Annotated in this window: 15 protein-coding genes; 8 read left to right on the top strand and 7 right to left on the bottom strand. The window is 60.8% G+C overall.

Annotated features, from left to right (window positions below; genetic code table 11):
* Positions 1-920: 920 nt before the first annotated feature.
* A complete protein-coding gene (locus tag J3R75_RS11085) occupies positions 921-1,160 on the bottom strand; it encodes a hypothetical protein (protein WP_307261589.1) in 240 nt (79 codons plus the stop codon).
* 231 nt (positions 1,161-1,391) lie between these two features.
* Between J3R75_RS11085 and J3R75_RS11080 the strand changes: the two genes are divergently transcribed.
* The 7 genes from J3R75_RS11080 to J3R75_RS11050 all read left to right on the top strand — a co-directional run bounded on the left by J3R75_RS11080 (position 1,392) and on the right by J3R75_RS11050 (position 9,059).
* A complete protein-coding gene (locus tag J3R75_RS11080; protein ID WP_307261588.1) occupies positions 1,392-1,904 on the top strand; it encodes a nitroreductase family protein in 513 nt (170 codons plus the stop codon).
* 706 nt (positions 1,905-2,610) lie between these two features.
* Positions 2,611-3,195, top strand: a complete 585-nt coding sequence (locus J3R75_RS11075) for a hypothetical protein (protein WP_307261587.1) — start codon at positions 2,611-2,613, stop codon at positions 3,193-3,195.
* Positions 3,196-3,471: 276 nt separating this feature from the next.
* On the top strand, positions 3,472-4,131 hold the full coding sequence (locus J3R75_RS11070) for a DUF1559 family PulG-like putative transporter (protein ID WP_307261586.1): 660 nt from the start codon (positions 3,472-3,474) through the stop codon (positions 4,129-4,131).
* A gap of 595 nt (positions 4,132-4,726) precedes the next feature.
* Positions 4,727-5,653, top strand: coding sequence for a nucleoside hydrolase (locus tag J3R75_RS11065; RefSeq protein ID WP_307261585.1), 927 nt, complete (start codon positions 4,727-4,729; stop codon positions 5,651-5,653).
* Positions 5,654-5,676: 23 nt separating this feature from the next.
* Entirely contained in the window at positions 5,677-6,552 is an 876-nt protein-coding gene (gene truA / locus J3R75_RS11060) for a tRNA pseudouridine(38-40) synthase TruA (protein ID WP_307261584.1), read from the top strand.
* 113 nt (positions 6,553-6,665) lie between these two features.
* The gene (gene dut / locus J3R75_RS11055) at positions 6,666-7,106 is read left to right on the top strand and encodes a dUTP diphosphatase (RefSeq protein WP_307261583.1); all 441 of its coding nucleotides are present in this window, start codon (positions 6,666-6,668) and stop codon (positions 7,104-7,106) included.
* 39 nt (positions 7,107-7,145) lie between these two features.
* A complete protein-coding gene (locus J3R75_RS11050) occupies positions 7,146-9,059 on the top strand; it encodes a glycosyltransferase family 39 protein (RefSeq protein ID WP_307261582.1) in 1,914 nt (637 codons plus the stop codon).
* 328 nt (positions 9,060-9,387) lie between these two features.
* Here the strand turns inward: J3R75_RS11050 and J3R75_RS11045 are convergent, their stop codons facing one another.
* The 6 genes from J3R75_RS11045 to J3R75_RS11020 form a co-directional block, all read right to left on the bottom strand.
* Entirely contained in the window at positions 9,388-11,121 is a 1,734-nt protein-coding gene (locus J3R75_RS11045) for a HEAT repeat domain-containing protein (protein WP_307261581.1), read from the bottom strand.
* A 43-nt stretch (positions 11,122-11,164) separates the two neighbouring features.
* Positions 11,165-12,310 (bottom strand): molecular chaperone DnaJ, encoded by a 1,146-nt coding sequence (gene dnaJ, locus J3R75_RS11040; protein ID WP_307261580.1) that lies wholly within the window; start codon positions 12,308-12,310, stop codon positions 11,165-11,167.
* 56 nt (positions 12,311-12,366) lie between these two features.
* Positions 12,367-13,128, bottom strand: a complete 762-nt coding sequence (locus J3R75_RS11035) for a nucleotide exchange factor GrpE (protein ID WP_307261579.1) — start codon at positions 13,126-13,128, stop codon at positions 12,367-12,369.
* 227 nt (positions 13,129-13,355) lie between these two features.
* Positions 13,356-14,834 carry a S1 RNA-binding domain-containing protein gene (locus J3R75_RS11030; RefSeq protein ID WP_307261578.1) on the bottom strand — a complete coding sequence of 493 codons (1,479 nt, stop codon included), beginning with the start codon at positions 14,832-14,834 and terminating at the stop codon, positions 13,356-13,358.
* A gap of 540 nt (positions 14,835-15,374) precedes the next feature.
* Positions 15,375-16,583, bottom strand: coding sequence for a mannose-6-phosphate isomerase, class I (gene manA, locus J3R75_RS11025; protein ID WP_307261577.1), 1,209 nt, complete (start codon positions 16,581-16,583; stop codon positions 15,375-15,377).
* A gap of 581 nt (positions 16,584-17,164) precedes the next feature.
* The gene (locus J3R75_RS11020; RefSeq protein WP_307261576.1) at positions 17,165-19,279 is read right to left on the bottom strand and encodes an alpha-L-fucosidase; all 2,115 of its coding nucleotides are present in this window, start codon (positions 19,277-19,279) and stop codon (positions 17,165-17,167) included.
* 197 nt (positions 19,280-19,476) lie between these two features.
* Here J3R75_RS11020 and J3R75_RS11015 point away from each other — a divergent pair, with 197 nt between their 5' ends.
* Entirely contained in the window at positions 19,477-20,256 is a 780-nt protein-coding gene (locus J3R75_RS11015; RefSeq protein WP_307261575.1) for a type I 3-dehydroquinate dehydratase, read from the top strand.
* Positions 20,257-20,313 lie beyond the last annotated feature (57 nt).

Genomic DNA, 20,313 nt, shown 5'->3' with positions numbered 1-20,313 from the left:
CTACGGCTACGTCCTCGGCGAACACGTCGTGGCCGACTACCTCTACGTCCACAACTGCGAGGAAGCCGTGGTCTTTCACGACTGCTCGCACCTCTCCATGATCCACCACATCGTCGCCCAGCATAACCAAAAGGTCATCACCACCACCCGCGGCACGCTCTTCGGACACAAACCCGGCCCCTGCTTCGTACAGATCGACACTGTCGATATCGAAGGCGGCCACGGCATCGAACCAGTCGTGTCGCAAATGACCCACGGCGTCTTCGATCCCGACAACCGCCTCCACGGCTCCGTCACCTGGCATGTCCCCTGGGGCAAAAAAGAATTCGCCGTCGAAGGCGGCGCGCATTTCAAAACCACGCCCTTCAGTAATTAAGCCGATGGACGCCGCGTGATATGCTTGGGTAATCGGTCAGTGACCACCCCGGTGTTTTCCCCACCGGGGTGGTCACTCCTATGAAACCGATGCTCTGCATTTAACGGTATCCATGGCACTTGTTGTTTCAACCAAGCAGCCTTTTCTCGTCGTGCATTTCCGCCGCGAAGCGGCAGAAGCGCTGAAAGCGCGAAACATACCAGCCCAGGGCAAGCGACGCCGAAGGCGGAGCGCCGCCCTGGGTACAACGCCATATATGTCCGTGTTCCTCGGCCTCTTTGGCCCCAGTCGGCGAAGCTGACTGGGGCCAAAGGGGCAATGGAACTCACTGATTGCTGCGGCAATTTTGCGCTGTGACCCTTCGTCGCAGGTCTTTTAGGCCGCCCCTTCAGGGCTCTTTTGGGGTGGGGCACCTTACCCAGGGCGACGCGCCCTGCGGGCGCTTGCCCTGGGCTATCTTAGGGCGCACCTTCGGTGCTCAAAACCTCGGCGAATGATCTTGTGCATGGTTACCAATCAACTCATCGCCGGCGATTGCCGCATGCTATGTGAAGAGCATTGCTCCTATGAAATCCGCTGCCTGGTTAGCCACCCATGTGTAATGGTTGGGCGGCGGCGGGCCGTGGGTTTCCTGCAAATTGTCCCCGGTGTTTTCCCCACCGGGGTGGTCACTCCTATGAAACACGCTGCCGCAAAGGTCGGCGGAAATCAAGGTCGGATGGCTGGACGGCGGCGGGCCGTGGGTTTCCTGCAAATTGTCCCAGCGAAGCGCCGGGGTGGTCACTCCTATGAAACACGCTGCCGCAAAGGTCGGCGGAAATCAAGGTCGAATGGCTGGGCGGCGGCGGGCCGTGGGTTTCCTGCAAATTGTCCCAGCGAAGCGCCGGGGTGTACACTGACCGATTACATGCTTGGCCTCGCGGAAAGTCTTTCCGACTTGATGGCAACTGAATCACGTGTATTGTGCTGCATCCCCTGTTCATAACATTCACCACCCAACCCCCCGGAGGACACCATGGACTTCAACAAACTGGCCGAAACCCGCTACTCACTGCGCAAATTCAGCGACCGCGCCGTCACCAAAGACACCCTCAATCGCATTATCCACGCCGCCCAGGTCGCCCCCACCGCCTGCAACAACCAGCCGCAGAAAATCTTCGTCGTGCAGTCCGCCGACGCCCTCGCCAAACTCCGCCAGAGCACGCCCTATCACTTCAACGCGCCCGTGCTTCTGGTCGTCTGCTACGACCGCACCAAGACCTGGAAACGCGCCTGCGACGGCCAGTGCAGCGGCCTCGTCGACGCCAGCATCATCACCACCCACTTGATGCTCCAAGCCGCCGAACTCGGCCTCGGCACCACCTGGGTCGGCAGCTTCGATCCCACCAAGGCCGCCAAGGCCCTCGACCTCCCCGCCAATATCGTCCCCGTTGCCATCCTGCCCCTCGGCTATCCCGCCGCCGACGCCGCACCAGCAGCCATGCACACGTCCCGCAAAGACCTCGCCGAAACCGTCACCTGGCTCTGAAAACTACGCCTGAATGACGTGCTTTGCTGGCAGAAAACGTCACCAATCCGGCGCAGTTGAGCGCGCCCTCATCAAGCGGCCCTGCTCAGCTGCCCTTCCCCAGTAATCAGTCAGCCATTGAAACAGCCGGTCCCAGGGGACGCCTGGGGCCGGAGCCCTTCACTTAACGATTTCCATGGCGCTTTTTGCTCCTAAAAACAGCCTTCCGTCGTCGCGGCATTTTATTGCCGCGCAGCGGCAGAAGCGCTGAAAGCGCGATCTATGATAGCCCAGGGCAAGCGACGCCGAAGGCGGAGCGTCGCCCTGGGTAGAGCGCAAGTATTGTTCGTGTTCCTCGGCCTCTTTGGCCCCAGTCGGCGAAGCTGACTGGGGCCAAAGAGGCAATGGAACGATGTGTCTTCCCTTTCCTGTACCTAAGCGCCCGACACGGTGTTTTTTAGGTCGCCCCTACAGGGCTCCTTTCGGATAGGACTCTTACCCAGGGCGACGCGCCCTGCGGGCGCTTGCCCTGGGCTGTCTTAGGCCGCGCCTTCGGCGCTGAAAACCAAAGGCTGCAGGAATAGCTGATATCAATGCCTGATCGATTCCCTTCCCCGTTGCCAGCACGAGACTTGCGCTCTTGTATTCTTATGTGGAACACATTATACTTAGACATTGTCCTAGTAATCGTTACGAGTCATGAATAAAACCCAAGGACCGCCACCTGATGACCTCGCTCATGCACATTCTGCTGCTCTTCGTTCTGCTGGCTCTGCCCGTTCGCGCGGCATACCAGTACACCGAAGTCAATGAGGGCGGCTACTTTGAGCTCAATGCGCCGTCGTCCTTTGATATCACCTTCTTGAAAGTCACTGGCGACGGCTTGGAAAATGTCGGCTTCTACACCATTGCCGACGACGGCAGCACCAGCGCTATCCAGCAGGCGACTAAGACCGGCAAGAATTCGTGGTCTTTTGGCGAATTTGACGCCGGAGCACGCGTGGGCATTTGGGTCAGCAGTCACAGCGGCTACGAATTCACTTCGTCAGATTATTTTGCCGATCAGGGCACGCCAAGCATCAACCGCGATAACGGCGACGGCACCTTCACCCTCGGCGGCTGGGTCGTCACCGGCGGCGGCAACCATAACCAAAATGCCTTTTTCACCTACGGTGCCGAAATTATCATCACCGACCCCGGCTGGACCTCCGGCGCACCACTGCCCGGCACTCTGGCTAGCTGCATCATCGGCACCGGCATCATCGCCACCGCCGGCAGCAGACGCCAACGACGAAAAAGTCAGCCGAGCTAATACTTGGCTTGTAGTTCAGCCGACAACCATGCAAGCGACGCGGAAGGCGAGTGTCGTCCGCGTTGCGTATTGATACCGGCAATTGCAGAAACAGGTCCCACGCCGTTCCAGTAGCCAAAGACACCATCAGCGTATTTTCATACTACACTTGAGTCGCCAGATTATTTTGCCTATTCGTTGCAGTTTGAGCGTTGCAGTGGTATCTTCTCGAAAACCGGTACTTGACCGTCTTTTATTGTTATCTGGAAGAGATACTCAACAAGGGAGAATCTGATCATGCGTCGTACCCGTCAATTTACCCTCATTGAACTCCTGGTCGTCATCGCCATCATCGCCATCCTCGCCGCCATGCTCCTGCCAGCCCTGAGCAAAGCCCGCGAAAAGGCCCAGGCAGTGTCCTGTACCGGCAATATGAAGCAAATCAGCACCGGCAGCATGATGTACACAGACGACTGGAAACAACGCACGCCGTCCTGCCATACCTTCGGCACCGACGCCACTGGCATCAGCTGGCGCGCCACAATCTTCAAATACGTCGGCGATACTAAGGTCTACGACTGCCCGTCGGCTCAATACGAATACTCCATTGATCCCCTGGCCGGCAAGGAAGAAGTCGGCGAATGCGCCATCAAGGGCTGTTACGCATCCAACGGCAACCACACAGCTGACGCCCCCCCCCAGCGCACCATCGGCGTCAAACTCAATACCATCAAGAAACCCTCAAAGGCCGTTCTCTACCTGGAAGCAGTTGCCCACTCCCACGACTTCTTAGGCGCATCCACCGACGCAGGGGCAACCATGACCGACGCATCAGTCAAAGTCCACAACGACGGCGCCAATTACGCCTTCGTGGACGGCCATGTCGAGTGGTTCCTGCCTACAAGCATCGTCTGCAAAAAGGATGAATGCTGGTGGATGGCCTCCGGTAAACACTGAGACCACCGCCTACACAGCCGCGGCAAAGCGATTGCCGCACCGCATACCAAGCCCAGGGGCTCGGAACGCTGTTCCGAGCCCCGAGCTTTTTTGGGTTCTCGACTGCTCTCGACTGCTATCGACTACTCTCGACTGCTCTCGACTGCTCTCGACTGCTCTCGACTGCTCTCGACTGCTCTCGACTGCTCTCGACTGCTCTCGACTGCTCTCGACTGCTCTCGACTGCTCTCGACTGCTCTCGACTGCTCTCGACTACTCTCGACTGCTCTCGACGGCTCTCGACTGCTATCGACTGCTATCGACTGCTCTCGACTGCTCTCGACTGCTATCGACTGCTATCGACTGCTCTCGACTGCTATCGACTGCTCTCGACTGCTCTCGACTGCTATCGACTGCTATCGACTGCTATCGACGACTATTGACGGCTACTGCTAGAGCGCAAGACTGCGTGCCCCACAAATCTCTCGGCCGTGCCCCACCCCGTCTTTTTCGGCCGTCTGGGGCTTTCCTGGTCGCCTGGCCATGCTACATTATTGGTTTTGTACTGCGCGGCTTCCGCGCCAGCCGCATCGTCAGAAATCGAGGAGCAGAGAGCATGGCCCATTCACAATTCCCGGTGTTACCCGAAGCGTTGCGCGTCGCCCGCTTGGCGCCGCCCCGTGGCCCCGTCCAGTGCGTGCTGGACACCGACACCTACAACGAAGTCGATGACCAGTTTGCGCTGGCCTACGCGCTACTGTCGCCGCAGTCACTGAATCTCCAGGCGGTCTATGCTGCGCCCTTCCACAACAACCGCTCGGCAGGCCCGGAAGACGGCATGGTCAAAAGCTACGCGGAAATCCAGCAGGTCATAGCCAAGATGGGCATTGCCCCCCGCGACAACTTCGTCTTCGAAGGCTCCCGCAGCTGGCTGATTGACTCAAACGAGCCGGTCGACAGCCCGGCCGCGCGCGATCTGATCAAAAAGGCCATGGCCTGCGAAAACGAGCCCTTGTACGTGATGACCATCGGCGCGCCGACCAATGTCGCCTCCGCGCTGCTACTGGAACCCGAGCTCGTACGGCACATCGTCGTCGTCTGGCTGGGCGGCCAACCGCACGACTGGCGTACGGCCCGCGAATTCAACCTGCAGCAGGACCTGTTTGCCTCACGCATTCTCTTTGATTCCGGCGTGCCACTGGTGCAGATTCCCTGCACCAATGTCGCCGAGCACCTGCGCGTGACGATCCCCGAGCTTGACGCCTTCCTCGGCGGCAAAAATGACCTCGGCCAATACCTCTGCGACATCGTTCGCGGCTACACCAAAGACCCCTTTGCCTGGTCAAAGGTGATCTGGGATATCTCCGCCGTGGCATGGCTGATCAATCCACAATGGCTGGACAGCGCGCTGGTACACAGCCCCACGCTCAGCAGTCAGTTTACCTACACCCAAGACTACACCCGCCACCTCATGCGCGTCGCCCTGCACCTCAACCGCGACGCCATCTTCCGCGATCTCTACCAGAAAATCGGCTGCTGCTGAACCAACCGCCGACCACATTCTACATGGCAAACACCTGCACTGATCACCACAACGACGACGCCGAACCCGCCCCAGACGCCACGGCGCCGACGCCTCCAGAGCAAACCTGGCATCTGACCATCGCCTACGATGGCAGCGCTTACGCCGGCTGGCAGGTCCAGACGAAACAGAAGACCGTCCAGGGCGAGTTACGTACGCGCGTCCGCCTGCTCTTTCGCAGCCCCGAGCTCAAAGTGTACGGCGGCAGCCGCACTGACGCTGGCGTCCACGCCCTTGACCAGCAGGTGTCCTTCACCGCGCCCACCCCGCCGGACATGACGCCCGACAAGCTCGTCTACGTCCTTAACCGCTGGCTGCCTGACGACATCATGGTCCTCCGCGCCCGTATCTGCCCCGGCGCTTTCAACCCCCGCTATGACAACGCCGGCAAGGCCTACACCTACTGCATCGCCCCCGGCCGCCGCGTCAACCCGCTCTTTGCGCGCTTCGTCTGGCGCACACCCCGACCCTTGGCCGTGCCGGCCATGCGCGAGGCCGCCGCGCTCCTTACTGGCGAACACGACTTCTCGTCCTTCGCCGCCAACCCCGGCTACGAGCTGGAGTCGAGCGTCCGCAAACTCTATCGCCTGGACGTCAGCGAACAGCACGGGCTCATCTTCATCAATGCCGTCGGTGAGAGCTTCATGTACAAGATGGTCCGCGGCCTCGCCGGCTATCTCGTCCACATCGGCGCCGGCCACGCCCCCGCCGCCGACGCCACGAGAGTCCTGGCCGCTCGCGACCGCAGCCAGGCCGCCGACAGCGCGCCGCCACAGGGGCTATTCCTGGCTAAGGTCTTCTGGAACGACGACGAATGGCGGCACTACGAGCCGCTCATCCCGCCCTTCACGTTGATTTAGTCCGCGCAGCATATAGATTTCTTTCCGTTATCGGTGTCGAAAACACCCTGCATCTTCACGCCACTCCCAAAAATACAAACAATATCCGCAGCAAGCTGAGAGGAAGGACGACCATGTCACAAATCATCCGTTTTCACATGGCCGATGACGCGCGCGACCTCGTCCCCGCCAAAGCCCATCCCGATGACGCGGCGTACGATCTGCGCACCCGCATTGACGCGACCATCCCGCCTGGCGGAGTCGTCCTCATGCACACCGGGCTCTTCCTGGAGTTACCCGTCGGCTACGAAGCGCAGATCCGTCCCCGCAGTGGCCTGGCACTCAAACACCGCCTGACCGTCCTCAACAGCCCCGGCACCATCGACGCCGGCTACCGCGGCGAAGTAGGCGTCATTCTCATCAATTGCGGCCCGGAGCCCCAAACCATCGCCCGCGGCGAACGCATCGCCCAAATGGTCATCCAAGCTCTCCCCGCCGTCGAACTGCAGGAAACAGCGCAGCTGAACGACACTGCCCGTGGCGACGGCGGCTTTGGCAGCACCGGCCGCAAATAACGCGTTGCGCCGCCGTCAGCGCCGCCACACACCGCCATCATGCCCCAAACACCATTGCCATCAGCGACAGCAGCAGCGCCTGCGTCACCACCAGCGCCGTCCCTTTTGCGGCGGCGTTTTCTGCTCATCCTGCTGCTCATCACCGGCATGGCCCTGCTGCTGCGGCTAGTCGTTTCCTTTGAGCTCATCTCCCACCCCACGCTGCAATCGCCGCTGGCAAGCACCGACATGGCGACCTATCGCCGCCTGGCCATGGACATCCGCCAGGGCCTGTGGCCAGACCATTTTGACTACCAGCCCCTCTACTACAGCGTCTTTCTGCCGCTGATTTACCTCGTCGCCCCCGGCTCAGCGTTGGCCGTCGCCATCATCCAGGCACTGCTGGGCGCCGCCGCCGTCTTCCTCTGTGGCCTCTGCGCGGCCCAGCTCTTCGGCCGTCGCGCCGGCATCGCCGCCGCTGCGCTCCTGGCGCTAAGCCGCTTCCATATTTTCTACACCCCGATTCTGCTGCTGGAAGTCCTCCTCAGCTTCTTGATGATACTGCTGTTGTGGCTGGCTCTGCGCGCCTGGCGACACAATCGCACGCGCGACTGGCTGGCGCTGGCACTGGTCTGCGCCCTGGCCACGCTGACGCGCGGCAACGCCCTGCTCATGCTGCCCGGCATTGCCCTGCTGCTGATTTGGCGCAATCGCCAGTCACCACGGCGCGCCGCCGTCCTATGCCTATTGGGCCTCGCCCTGTTCTATCTACCGCAATTGCCCTACGCTTTGCGCAACTACCACTACGCGGGCCGCTGGTGTGGCGCCTCCACCGCCGGCGGCAAAGTCCTGGCGCTGGGCAATACGCCTGAAGCGCCCCCCGGTGGGCTGGAGTACCCCCTGACCTATCACCGCTGGGTCGGCGACGCCGAAAATCCCGCTCCAACCCAGCGCGTCAGCGTGCCTTCGCGCATCATCCACTGGGGCATAGCCGAACCCCACATGGTCTGCGAGCTCAAATGGCGCGCGCTGCTCCTCTTTTGGGACCGCCGGGAAATCGCCAACAACGTCTCCATCGATCACGAGGGCCGACAGAGTCTCCTGCTGCGCCTGCCCCTGCTGCTGCCCTTCGCCGTCATCTCGGCACTGACCCTGCTGGGACTGATGCTGCTCTGGCAGCGCCGCTCAGCCACGCGGTATTTTCTCTTCTATCTCGTCGCCGTGTACTGCCTCAGCACCGTGCTGTTCTACATCCTGGCGCGCTTCCGCATCGGCGGCCTGCCGCTGTTCTGCGTGATCGCCGGCGGCGCCGTCGGCGCCGTCATGGATTGGCGACGACGACTCCAGCGCCTCAGCGGCGACAGCCACCGGCAGCAAGTACTGTCCTTCGCCCTCAAAGCCGTCGTTGCCCTCTTCCTGTCCTGCGGCGCCTTCGGCTTCTGGCAAACGACCATCGAGCCGGCTTTCATGCGGCGCTTCCGCCCCAACGGTCTACTGGTGGAATTTCCGGACACGACGCTGCTCTACGACCACGGCCCCCTCAGCGTCGGCGGCCTCACTAGCCTGGGCATACCCGAGGGCGGCCTGCGCCTGGAGAAGAGCCTGGTCGTGCCAGCTTCACTGCACACGCTACCACCCACGGCGCGTATCGTCTGGCGCTTGCCCGTCGTCAGCACGCCAAACGCACCGTGGTCGGCCACACTCAGCCATGCCGGAAAACAGCACCTGGTCGGCCCAAACGCACTACGCAAAGACCGCTTCCTTACCTGGCTGGAAGTCGAACTGCCAGCGCTGGCCGTCGGCGCCGACGGCATGGCGCATTTCACCCTCGCTATCACCGCCGCCCCTGACTCCCTCGCCATCGGCATCGACAGTCTGCGCGACTACGGCCGCAGCCGCTTCCGGCAAAGCGATGGCACGGCACTGTTCATCCCCGCCGAAGCCGCCTGCGAACTACAGGTCTTTCACCAGTAACACGGGCAGCAGGAAAAGGTATGCCCCTGACGGCCGATACAGATGAGACGACTCCCGGGCTACTGAGCGTGCAGTTTCCCGACTATGCTCGTTTCGGCTGCACAGAACCGCGTCCATAGCGTCCATAGCGATTGATTACGCCGCGAAGCGGCAGAAGCGCTGAAGGCGCGAAATAAGATAGCCCAGGGCAAGCAACGCCGAAGGCGTGCGCCGCCCTGGGAAAAACGCCAATTATGTCCCTGTCCCTCGGCCCTTTTGCCGCCAGTCGGCGCAGCTGACTGGCAGCAAAAGGGCAATGGGACTCCACATCCAGCCCGCTGTCATGCGCTCAGCGGCGCGGCACCACCCGTCGGCGCACCGGCGGCCGGACCGGCAAGGGCTGTATCCGCACGGGCGGTTGGACCCGCTCGCCCCCGATTGCCCCCGGCAACGGCGGCAAACGCGCCGCCAGCAGCTGCTCAAGACGCTGTTTGAGGTAGGGCTCCGTGCAACGCTCCAGGTAACTCGTGAGTGCCGCGCGCACCGCCGGTTCGCGGACGGCCCGCATCAGGCCCTCGGCGGCCGTCTGCTGAATGGCCGCATTGCTGTCCTCCAAACTGACCATGAGGATGTCCCGCCAGTCGGGTATCTGCCGGGCGACGAGCAACTGCAGGGCCTGCTGCCGCACCGGCACACTTTCGTCCAGGCAGGCGTCAAGAAGCAGCTCGCCGGCCTCTTCCGGTGTCAGCTGCGCTGTGCAGCGCAAGGCGAGCTTGCGCGCCTCGGGATTGCGTTTCTGCAGCAGCTGCCGCAAGGCCGCCGTGCTCAATTCGCCCTGACGTTGCTGCAACACCGCGCCGGCGGCCTGCACCACGGCATCAGAGTCGTCATCCAGGCAGTCAATAAAAAATGCGACGCCGCGCTCTTTGGCGCCGGCAATCCGCCCAGTACCCAGCATGCGAATGGCCGTGGCACGCAAGGCCGCCGGGCCATTATCGGCCAGTTCGTCATACACCGGCCCGGCCGCATCCGGATAGACATTCAGCACCTGCAGCAGCTGCGCGCGCTCGTCCACTGGCACGGTCTCGTCGCGGATCAGATCAGTCAACAACGGCAGCGCCTCGGGATCCTGCTGGGCGGCATACAGCCGCACGGCCTCAATGCGCACCCCCAGCACTGCGTCGCGCGACAGCGTCCTCAGAATGGCCGTGCCGGCAGCGCCGAGGCGCGCGCCCGTCCGCGCCAATTCCTCGCGCACCCGTGGATCGGCGTCATCCAGCAGGGGCAACAGTGCGTCAACGCGCTCGTCCTCCGGCCCGGCCAACGACGCGTAGGCCTGCAGGGCCAACACCCGAATCTCAACCGATGGGTCGCTGAAAAATCGCTCCAATCGCGCGCGGTCGAGCACGCCGGGGTAAAATCGCGCCGCCGATAGCACATTGCGCCGCACCGACGCGTCGTCGTCACCAAGCGCCTCGTTCAACGCCTGGGCTGCCAACAACGCCTCGCGATTTTCGGCATCCACAGCGGCATTGCCAGCCCCCCCCGGCGGCACCGGCACGCCAGGACGTAGCGGGCCCGGCCGCCCGGGCATCACTACCACCCGCCCCAAGCCCACGCTGATCTCACCCAACATGGACGAGGCTATGCGGCGAATATGCACATCGGGATCGCTAAGCAGGCGAAAGACCTCATGCCGCGCCACCGGCGATATCATCCGGTCTTCTTCAGTGAGCGACACCAGCGCACTGCGCCGGACTACCGCGTCGGAATCGCGCAGGCAAGCAATCACGGCTTCCTGCGCCGCCGGCACCCGGTACTTGCCGATGATCATCGCCGCCCGTCGCCGGGCCTCCACGTCACTGCTACGCAAATCCTGCAGACAACGCGCAATGGTCTCGGCCTCGCTCTCGTTCTGAGACGCCGAAGGCACCGCCACAACCGGCACCGCCACAGCCGGCGCGCCTGGCGCCGCAGGCAGCTCCTGCGCGCGGAGGGCCACAACGCCAACCAGCATCAGCAGTAGCGCCAGGCCAGCCAAGACGCCCCGCGTTCCATGCCGCTTCTGTGTCATGTCAGCCATCAAGCGTCCTGTTCATTTCTTGCCGGCGTCAGCAATGCCAGCATCATTCGAAAAAACGCCGGGCCTTTTTCATAAAGGCATTCCAGCGCGGGTGCACGTGTTGATCCTTGTCGCAGAGCTCCGCGAATTCCTGCAATTTCTGCCGTTCGGCGGCATTGAGATTGGTCGGCACTTCGACAATGACGCGCACGTACTGATCGCCGCGACCACGCCCACGGATGAGTGACGGCACGCCCTTGCCGCGCATGCGCAATTCAGTGCCAGACTGAATGCCGGCCGGGATGGTCAGCTCAGTCTTGCCATTGATAGTCGGCACTTCGACCTTGCCGCCCAGCGCGGCAACATGAAATTGTATGGGTACATCACAATGCAGGTCTTCGCCATCACGGTTAAAGACTTCGTGCTTGCGGACAAAGATCCGCACGTAGAGATCACCGGCCGGCCCGCCCTGCTCGCCAGCCTCGCCCTCGCCACTCATGCGCAGGCGCGAACCGGTATCCACACCGGCGGGAATATGCACCGGCAACCGCCGCGTTTTCTGCACCACGCCCTGACCATGACATTCCGAACAGGGCTTCTCAATGATGCTGCCAGTGCCCTGGCACTGGGAACAAGTCTGGCGAATGCTGAAAAAACCCTGCGACATCGTCACCTGGCCACGGCCATTGCACTGCGGACAGGTCTTCCGCGAACTGCCTTTCTCACAGCCACTGCCGTTACAGCGCGAACAGGTGTCCGAACGCGGAAAACTGATCTCCTTGTCCGCCCCGAACATCGCCTCTTCAAAATCAATCTGCAGCTCATAAATCAGGTCGTCGCCCTTGCTCGGACCGTTATGCTGCGACCGGCCGCCGCCACCGCCAAAAAAACTGCTGAAAAAATCGCCGCCGCCGCCGCCAAAGGCCTGCGCAAAAATATCCTCGGGGCTCATGCCACCCGCGCCACCACCGCCACCGCGGCCGGCCTGCGTGTACATGCTGTGCCCCAGCTGGTCGTAACGCCGGCGTTTCTGCTCGTCGCTGAGTACTTCGTAAGCCGACGATATCTGCTTGAATTTATCCTCGGCCTCCTTGTTGCCCTGATTGCGGTCAGGATGGTATTTCATGGCCAGTTTGCGATATGCTTTTTTGATATCGTCCTGACTGGCGTCCCGCGGGACGTCCAAGATCGTATAAAAGTCTTCTGCCATTGTCCAGCACCTATCTCTTCGCTGCGAATGTCATCCCTGCCACGAGCACGGCGCCGTCACTTGCCGTCGTTGCTATCTTCACCAGTCGCGGTGGCCTCAGCCGCGCTTTCGGCGGCCTTGCCCGAGCTGACCACGACCGTCGCCGGCCGCAGGAGGTTCTCGCCTACCGTAAAGCCCGATTTCCACTGGCGGATCACCGAGCCCTCCGGCACGCTGTCACTGGACTCCTGTGCCACGGCCTCGTGAAAACGCGCGTCAAAGGGCTTGCCCACGGCGGCAACTTCCTTCACCCCAAGAGACTCGAAGGTCCGCTCAAACTCGGCCAGGATCAGCTGCATGCCCTGCTTGATGGACTCGATGTCGCTGGCCGTTTCCATGTGACTGACTGCCAGAATGAAAATGTCATAGACATTGAGGAACTCGCCAATCGTCCGCTGCTTGGCCTGATCACGCACTTCGCCAAACTCGCGGGCAATACGCTTGCGGTAGTTGTCAAATTCGGCCCGGCTGCGCAACAGCTTGTCCGTCATTTCGGCGATTTGCGCCTGGAAATCAGGCTGCGCCGGCGCCTTCTCCGCCGCATCGCCCTCGGCGACGACATTGGCGGCCTGGGCATTGGCGTCAGCCACCGCCGTGCCATCGGCGGTCGTGGCGCCATCGGCGGCATTTTTCTTTTTGGTGAAAATCGAGTCGAACACGGTATTGTCCTTTTCTGCCTCAGTGCCACCGGTGTTGGCTGCGGCCTGGTCGTTTGCGGCCGCAGCGGCTGCATTGTTATCAGCATCCACGGGTTGTTGATTGATGTCTTCTGCACTCATATCCTGCCTCGCATTTCTCTCTGCAATCAGGTTGACCTGATTTTTACAAAAACCAACAAGCCACCTGATGGTGGCTCTATGCCACGCCACCATGCGGCCCGTTGTTGACAAATATTTATCACGCGTCGGCGATTAGCCGCTTTGACCAGTCCTGTCCATCGTTGTTCCAATTCGACAGGACGAAACGGGCATCTTGCCCGGCCCTGGCGAGTGACAGCGCGCTGGCCTCAGAGTTTTAGGCCCCCGAAGACGTCGCCGAGGCTGCCGAAAGTCGCCCCCTGGCCGTCCTTGAGGTCCGTCACCGTCGCCCGCGCCTGTTCCTGCTCCATGGTTTCCGGCAGAGTCAGCGAAATACGGTTGCCCGTGACTTCGCGGATGATCACCTGCACCTTGCTATGCAGCGGATAGGCCTTGTACAAGGCACGGACCTGCATGTTGCCGCCACCAGCCAAACCCGTCTGGCTGATGTGCAACAGGCCGGTCTGGCCGTTCGGCAACTTGATGAAAATCCCGAAGGGCTTCACGCTCTCGACTTCGCCATCGAGCCGTTCGCCGGCGTTGACCATCTCAACCGCCGCAGCTTCCTCATGCGTCAACTCGGCGGCTTTCTCGCCCTTGACATTCGGCTCGCCAATGCACAAGCCAATGCGCCGGCGCTCAATATCCACGTCCAGCAGGGTCACCTCAACCATGTCGCCCTCTTTGACCACTTCCGACGGATGGTTGACGTGCCCCTCGGCCCCCAGCTGGGAGATGTGCGCCAGGCCCTCAATGCCCGGTTCGAGCTCAATAAATGCGCCAAAATCCGCCAGGCGGGTGACTTTGCCCTGGCGTTTGCTGCCCACGGCGTAGGCTTCATTCTCTGCCAGGCGCTCCCATGGGTGCTGCTCAATCTGCTTGATGCTGAACGCCAGCCGCTCGCGCTTGTCGCTGGCGGGGTCGCCCCAGTCGATATCCAATACTTTCACCTGCACAGCCTGGCCTTCGGAAACGACTTCTTCCGGCTTCAAACCGCGATTCCAGCCCATTTCGCTGACATGGACCATGCCCTCGACGCCGCCGATGTCAACAAAAGCCCCAAAGGGCATGATCTTGGTCACCACGCCGTCCACGACGTCGCCAATCGCCAAGTGCTCCTTGAGCTCATCGCGCTTCTTCGCCGCGTCCTTCTCCAACAAGCGCCGTCGAGACAAGACGATATTCCGGCCCTCTTCGCCATATTCCGTGATGGCGAAGGAAAAACGCGCGCCGATATACTCCGCCGGCTCTTTCTTGACGCCGCGGGCGTCCATTTGCGAGAAGGGGCAGAACGCCTCGCTATTGGCGACCTGGACGGTAAAACCGCCTTTGCGCTCAGCCGTGACTTTGCCTTCCACCGGCATGCCGGCGTTGTAGGCGTCTTCAATGGACGAATCAACCGCATCGCCACTCATGCGCAGCGCCAGCTTGACACCCTCGTCCGTCCAGCCCATGCAGAACGCGTCAATGCTGTCACCGACCTTGACCGTCAGCTCGCCGTTCTTGTCCAGCATGTCCTTGCGGTCGAGAAAGCCGTCCGTACGCGTCCCGAGATCAACAAAAACAGTGCTTTTGCCAATCATGCTGACGACACCGCGAACGCGCTGCCCCGTGCGAATAGTCGTGGTCAATTTGTTCAGACCGGCTTCGAAGAGCTTGCCAAAGTCGTTGTTGCTGTCTTGCGTCATAACTGTGCTGTGCCTTGTTTGTCCTCGGTTAAATCCACTTGCATACCAAATGGTACTCGAAAAAACCGTTCAAAAAAAACCTGCGTTAATCTGCGGATGCATTCACCTGCCATCCCCCCAAGCGCAAACCAGTTCTCAAAACAAAATCATTCAACGTTCAAAAAAATCTGCGTTAATCTGTGTAATCCGTGGATGCATTAAAAAAATCTGCGTTAATCTGCGGATGCATTAAAAAATCTGCGTTAATCTGCGGCATCTGTGGATGCATTATCAAAAGCTGTCATTATTTTCCACAATCTGCGGATATAAATCCTGACTGCACCAAACAACCAATCCAAAAATAATCTGCGTTAATCTGTGTAATCTGCGGATGCATTAAAAAAATCTGCGGTAATCTGCGGCATCTGTGGATGCACTAAAAAAAATCTGTCATTATTTTCCACAATCTGCGGATAAAAATCCTGACTGCACCAAACAACCAATCCAAAAAATAATCTGCGTTAATCTGTGTAATCTGTGGATGCATTATCAAAATCTGCGTTAATCTGCGGATGCATTCACCACGCCCTCCGCCCAGGCCACACAGGTACCGGCCGTCAACGGTCGCAGGCTGCCCGCAGTCAGCGCCGCCGGCCGCAACCAGCTGCTGCCACGCTCGGCAACGCAGGCCGCCACGCCTGGCGCACTCAGTTCCACCGCGCCGGACAGGACCAGCAAGACCCCCGGCACGGCCGGCCGCTGCGAAAGGTCCAACGCCGCGTCGCGGAGCATCTCGACCTGGAATTCCCGCGCCGGCGTCCGATACACCCGATGCCCCAGCGTTTTCTCCTCACCGCCATCCGGCTGCACCGACCGCGCCACAAATTTGACTGTGCTGACCAGCGCCGGAACGTCAATGGGCTTGGGCGTGAGCCCTACCCGAATCACATTGTCGGAATTGGCCATGCATTCAACGCCTGTGCCCCGCAGATACGCGTGGGGCTCGTCAGACGGAATGTACATCGCCTCGCCGGGACGCAATTTGACCCGGTTGAGGATGTAGGCAAAGAGCACGCCGCGATCAGCAGGACTGCCGTCAAGCAAATCCAGGCACAGGCGGTCTTCCGACGTTGCGTCACTCAGCAGACTGAGTTCGCGCCGCAACGCCCGCAGCATCGGCCGCATCAGACTGCCAGGGAACATCAGCAAGGTCTCGCAGAGAACCTGCAGCGTCAACTCCGACGCCTCCTGCCATACCGCCGACCACGGCGCCAAAGACTCCAAGCGCGACAACTGCGGCAACACCGCTTCCAACTCGCGAAAACCGGCCAGCGCCCGAAACTCCGTCAACGCTATCATGATCTCGGGCTTGTGATTGTCGTCGGGATACTTTTCCGGCCGCATCGCGTGCAGTCGCACCGCATTCTGTTTGTCCGGATGACTCTGAATGGACAGCGGCCGCTCGCAACTGAGCACTTTCAGCAAAAAAGGCAGAGTCTGAAATCCCGCTGCCAAGGTCGTTTCGCCCAGCACTTCCTCACGATGTGCGTCAATGAAAGCCGACAGCTTCGCCTCACCGGCCGCCGTCACGATCTCCGCACTCAACGAGGGATGGGCACCCAACCACAATTCTGCCCACGGCTGACCCGGCGCGGCGCTCTCACCCAGCAAATCGGCAATGAAAGGCTGCCGATCATCACGGGCGCGACAGCCCCAGGGATAATGCCGTACATGACCGTGCAGGCGGTAAAAGCGTCCAAATCCGTCCATAGCTGCGCTTCTCGTAGGAGCTTCGTCTCTAAACGCCCCTGCCAGACCCTGGCAGGACGCGCATAAGTGAAAAGAGTTTAATATAACGCCCCTTTCCCATCACACACGCCCCAAAACGCAGATCCGACTGATCATCCGACTGATCATCGGACCGATCAGACGGATCGGACTGATCAATCGACCTGATCGGTCCGATCCGTCGGATCCGTCCGATCCGTCCGCGATAAAAGACCGAAGATCCGTCCGATCCGTCCGCGATAAAAGACCGAAGATCCGTCGGATCCGTCCGATCCGTCCGCGATAAAAGACCGAAGATCCGTCGGATCCGTCCGCGATAAAAGACCGCAGACCCGTCCGATCCGTCCGCGATAAAAGACCGCAGACCCGACCGATCATGCCAAGTTCGGCCCGGAGGGCCGCACCATGCATAACCCCGGGTGAGGCGCCCGGAGGGCGCCGCAACCCGGGGTGTGGCAACAACTAAGAACAGCGCCCGGAGGGCGCCACACTAAAAAATCTGCGCTAATCTGCGACATCTGCGGATAAAAACAATCCGCAGCTAACAGCATCCGTCCGCTCGTCTACTCCCAGTCGATCGCGAAGGACCGGCAGATCTTGAGGCGGTCGACGGCGATTTCCACGCAGCCGTCCTTTTCGACAAAAGTCACCGGTTTTTCCTCCGGCAAAGCCAGCACCTGCTTGACCTTGCCGGCGACGCGCACGCGGACCTTGATGTCGCCCAGGGTCGGCAGCTCGAAGGCATCCACCGAATTGATGAGATTGACGTAATGCCGCTTCTTGTCGGCCACGGTAAACTGCACGATCTCCACCTGCGCGGGCGCGTCGGCGCTGAAGCTCCAGCCACCGAGATCATCCGTGAGCATGTTCAGTATCTTGACCAGCACCGCGCCATTCGCGGGGCGGTCGTGGGCCTCGAAGGCCGCCGCCGAATAGACCACGCGGCCCTTGCCGTACTCGGCATAGACCAGCGACGGATTGTCCACATAAACCCCAGGCGGATTGGCGTGGATGGACACGAAGCGCGCGTTCGGCGCGGCATAGTCAAAGCCGTCGCTGGCATCGGGCTTGGGCTCGCCCGCCAGTGCCGGCGCCTGATAAGGCAACGCGATCGTCGCCAGCACCTTGCCGTTGCCAGCATTGGGCAAGCGCACCATCGGCGCCTTGTAGGCCAGCGGGTAGTCGTGGTTGTGATCGGCGAAAAGCGGCTGGCCGGCCGCCGTCGGCACCATGTAAGTCATGCCGCCGCCGAGCACGCCGTCGGGACGCACGCCAAGCAGGGTCTCCACCAGTTCGGGATTGACGCGGCCGCTCATGTACACCCGGCCGCCCCCAGCGACGTAGTCCGTGACCGTCTTGACCACGTCGGCCGGCAGATCGTAGGCATCGCCCAGCACCAGCACTTTTGCCGCTGTCATTTTCTCCGGCCGCCAGTTGCCATAGACGCCGTAGGGCACATGCGCACGCAGCAGGTAGCGGCTGGCGCCGACGGCGGCGTCCGGATGCGGCATGGCGGGATCGTCGATCTTCCCGCCCGGATTGTATTTGGCCTCGAGGTTGAACAGCACGCCGACGTCCTGCACCATCTCGCCTTCCATGTACTTCTCGTACTTGCGCGCCTCGCCGTAGATTTTTCCGTAGCACTCGTAGATGCTGGGATCGAGCGTGCCCTTCGGGTCGATAGCATCAATGAGCAGCGCCGCGCCGTGGTGCATGAGGGTCGCCATCACGCTTTGCGCGAGCATGTCGTAGGTCTTGGTGGTCGTGTGCTCGCTCAACCCCGGGTAGCAACGCGACGTCATATACTCGAATGGCTGGTTGAGTGTCATGTTGTAGTACATCTTGCAGGCAATGGAATGCTGCGAAATGCCGCCATAAAAATCGCCACCGCAATAGTCGGAGTTCTCGGCGATATTGTGATTGACGCCCTGCCGCCAATTGTGCATCATCGTCGAATACTGATGCTCCACCGCGCAATTCGGATTGCGCGACTTGATCTTCGCCGTCACCATCCGGCAGAAATCGCCCATCCACTCTTCGCGCTTGAACTGCAATGCGCGCCATTCCGGATCGGACCAATCGCACACCGTCGGCAGTTCGCCGTCGTGCTCTTTGCGCCAACGCGCCTTGCAGGCGTCGCAATAGCACACGCGCGTCCAGAACGTCATATCCAGGAAAATGCCCTCGAACACAAAGCGGTCGAAGATTTCATCCAACTGCGCCAGCACAAAGTCGCGGTATCCAGGGTTGTTCGGGCAGCACAGGCCATAACGGCTGCCGCCGAAATACTGGCCCTGCCCGCGGTCAAAACGCGTGCTGTGGCCATTGATGTCGCGCAGGCGCCAGTCCGGGTGTTCAACGTAGGCGGCGTTGTTGTAAATCAGGCTGTAGTAGGCAATCACGTCCATACCCGCGCCATGGCAGAGATCAAAGAGCCGCTGCATCTTCCGTGTGCAGTCCGTGAACGTCGCGTGCGTGTGGCCGCTGGCTGTGTCCCAGTTGCAAAGCCCCACATGCGACTGCAGGTAGATCATTGCCGATTGCACCTGCGCAGTCTGCAACAGCGCAAAGTACTTGTCGGGGTCAAACTGGGACAGAAAGGCCGGGTCCCAATCCTCAATGTGCATGTCGACCAAATTGCGGCGATAACTCCGGCGATACCAAGTGGGGTCCGTCATCTCTTTTTCTCCATGCTGTGGCGTTCATCGGAAACAGGCGAAAAGGTGAAAAAGGCACACAGGCCATTTACAGCCGAACAGTCATGCAGTACAATAACAGCGCTTCGCCGTAAAGAAACAAAGAATATCAACAATGCGCGGGGCTTTCATGGCCTCGCGCCGCCGCCACCCTCCCCCTCCCCCGAAAGGACCACCGCATGCGCCCGTCATTCCTCAAACTCAACGCGCCCTACTTGGCCGCCATCGTCATCGAACCCACGCCGGAACTGACCATCGCCAACATCCTCAATGGCGAACACGAGGGCGCCGAGGCGTTCATGGTCGATATTGCCGCCTGGGCCCCCGACTGCCTCACCAAGGAAACCCTCACCCGGCTCTTCCACTGCTGCGGCCGACCCATGATGCCTCTCTGCTACCGCTCACGTAACCTCGGCGCCGATAAAGTCAGCGACGATGACCGCGCCGAGCTCATGATCCGCTGCATCGACGCCGGCGCCGCCGCCTGCGATATCATGGGCGATCTCTTCGCACCAGCCCCACACGAACTCACCCGCGATCAAAAAGCCATCGACAAACAGAAGAAACTCGTCGACCGCATGCACGCCCTCGGCGCCGAAGTGCTTATGTCGTCCCATATCTACAACGAATACGTGCCCGGCGACGCCGTCCTCGATCATATGTTCGAAATCCAAAACCGCGGCGTCGATATCGCCAAAATCGTGGTCAGCGCCAACACCGACGACGAGCTCATCGAGGCCTTCCGCACCACCGTCCTGCTGAAGAAGTCCCTCAAGGTGCCTTTCGTGCACCTCTGCAATGGCAAATTCGCCCGCATCCAGCGCTATATGGCACCCGTACTCGGCGCCGCCCTCACCTTCGGTTTCCGCGAATACACCGCCCACGCCACCGGCCCACAGCCCATTATCCGCAACGCCCGAGCCGTCCTCGACGAACTCTCCTGGCACCAAGACTACTGATCATCCGACGGATCGTCCGACGGATCATCGGACGGATCGGACGGATCGGACTGATCA

Origin of the sequence: Oligosphaera ethanolica, from assembly GCF_030814695.1 — a bacterium.
GTDB lineage: Bacteria > Verrucomicrobiota > Lentisphaeria > Oligosphaerales > Oligosphaeraceae > Oligosphaera > Oligosphaera ethanolica.
This window is presented reverse-complemented; position numbering and strand designations above follow the sequence as displayed.